This window comes from Bacillus sp. JJ1127 (assembly GCF_036965845.1).
Classification (GTDB): domain Bacteria; phylum Bacillota; class Bacilli; order Bacillales; family Bacillaceae_G; genus Bacillus_A.
Genome location: NZ_JBALQK010000151.1, coordinates 8931 through 10990 on the forward strand (window position 1 = coordinate 8931; position 2060 = coordinate 10990).

The 2060-nt window shown below is 37.2% G+C and carries 2 protein-coding genes; both read right to left on the reverse strand.

Translation table 11 applies throughout. The features are described from left to right. Positions 1–75: 75 nt before the first annotated feature. A complete protein-coding gene (locus V7183_RS15670) occupies positions 76–1194 on the reverse strand; it encodes a PRK06851 family protein (RefSeq protein WP_335360118.1) in 1119 nt (372 codons plus the stop codon). 216 nt (positions 1195–1410) lie between these two features. Continuing rightward, the gene (locus V7183_RS15675) at positions 1411–1794 is read right to left on the reverse strand and encodes a hypothetical protein (protein WP_335360119.1); all 384 of its coding nucleotides are present in this window, start codon (positions 1792–1794) and stop codon (positions 1411–1413) included. Positions 1795–2060 lie beyond the last annotated feature (266 nt).

Here is a 2060-nt window from a genome sequence, read left to right on the forward strand (position 1 = left end):
ATGTCGAAAAATTAAAATCGATTTATATACATCCCAAAACAGCTGTCAGGATTTTCCCGACAGCCTAAAAATCCGTTATTTTTGCTTTTCAGCAACAACCTGTGCAATTCGCTCAAATTCTCTTTGTATTTCTTTTTTATACTCATCTACCTTCGAAAAATCCATAGCAGCAACATAAATCCGTTCTAACTTATCTCGCACTGCTTTTGCTTTTGCTAAGAAGGACATTGCCTCATTCATTTTTGTTTTGTATTGAATGGAAACATCGCGAATCTCCTTAGCATATTTTTCATCTGTTCCTGGCGTAACAATGAGATCATACATATCAATAATCTCATCACCATCTTTACTTGGAAAATATTCATGCGGCGAGGTACTATCAAAAATTGCAAATCCTAATTCTCTTACAATAATCATATCGAGACTATTCGGATCGAATCCACAATGATATACCTCAACATCGAAACCTTTTTCTTCTGCTGCCGCCGCCAATTTTTTTAACATTGTTGATTTTCCAGACCCCGGACGCCCTTTTATAAAATAGCGATGCGGGATACCATCTGTTAAATTTGGGACAAAGTCCACCGCACCTTTTGGTGTCGCTGCACCTAAGAAACGGTGCTTTACAACTGCTTTTTTCCTCTTAGTATCTACAAATAGCTTTTGTATAAGCTGATTCGTTAGTTCATTTGCCTTTTGAAAGTCAATATTATCAATATAAATTTTCTCCCACTCATCATGTATCATTAAAGCCTCTTTAAAACAAACATATGCGGATTGAAATGCCCTGCTCGCTTCTGAGATGTACCGAGCAATCTCATCTTTATGCTTCTGTAATTTCCCCGTATCCCACGCAGTTCCTAAATTTACGTATTCTTCTACAACTCCAGGCATCTTTGGTTCAATCACATGCGGCGCTGTTCCATCTACAATTCCAACTTTTAATTTCGGAATAATAACACCATCAATCGATTTATTATCAGAAGAGCAATGTAAGAATTCAATATCATATCCTTTCTCAGTCCACTCGCGCCCTATGACTTTCATCAATGATGATTTCCCAGTACCCGGGCCACCTTTCAGAATAAACAGTCTGTCTAGCCCGCTTAAGCATTCTTCATATAAACTGTAAAAACCCCTAGCTGTATTTCCACCGGCATAGTAATTTAGAATTTTTCCTGTCACTGCACCCACTCCTTTGCAGCAAAGTATTTACATAAGCTACAATATGCAAACATTTTCCATTGGGTGAATACCTATTTTCATCCCTGCAATGAAAAAGGAAATGAATCACAATTCAAATAACGAAAAATTCTTAATTTAAAAACTAAATATATTCCTTATCGAGCGAGACAGAGACCTTTAATTGCTCTCTACCATATCTCTTAAGACAAAAATAAAAAGCAAAGATCATCTTTGACCTTTGCTTCGATATTTTCTGTTTAAATTAAGAAAAAGTTGTTCAACCCGCGGACGAATCCAAACGAAATAATCTTTATCTCTCTTTTTCGTACAAATAATCTCTTCTCCATCCACCATTCCAACAAGCTCTAGGTCTAACAATTGCCTCGTAAATTCTAGAATGTTTACTTCTTCCTTTGGATATTCTTCTCGTAACTTTTCTTCAATTTCGCCCAATAAAAAACCGTCACGCATCATTGCAAGTGCATCAATACAAAGTGGCGGCATTTCATATTTTTCTCCTGTAATTGTATCTTTTACAATATAATTCTGTTGATCTTTTCGAAATTGAATCGTGTGCAAACATACAGTCGAATTTAATGTTAATTCCATCATACCACCTCTTTCATAATATCAGCATAGAAAAAAGGATGCGTGTGCACCCCTTTTTAACGTATTTCCGAAAGAAGTCCCCATCTTCAAGCGCGTGACGGGCAAGCCCAGCGGTAAGGTGGGGATGAATTTCGGTTAGGCATAGCCTAAAATAACTCTTGGCAAATACACGCATGTTTTGCCCATCCATATAAGGATGTAGTTTCCCTTCGCCAATGTTTGTAGGTGTTGGCAACTTCTCTTATACAAGAAGGCATGTGGTTGAC

Excerpts from the sequence above, each read along its gene's own strand:
- V7183_RS15675 (WP_335360119.1), bottom strand. The coding sequence starts at position 1,794 with ATGGAATTAACATTAAATTCGACTGTATGTTTGCACACGATTCAATTT.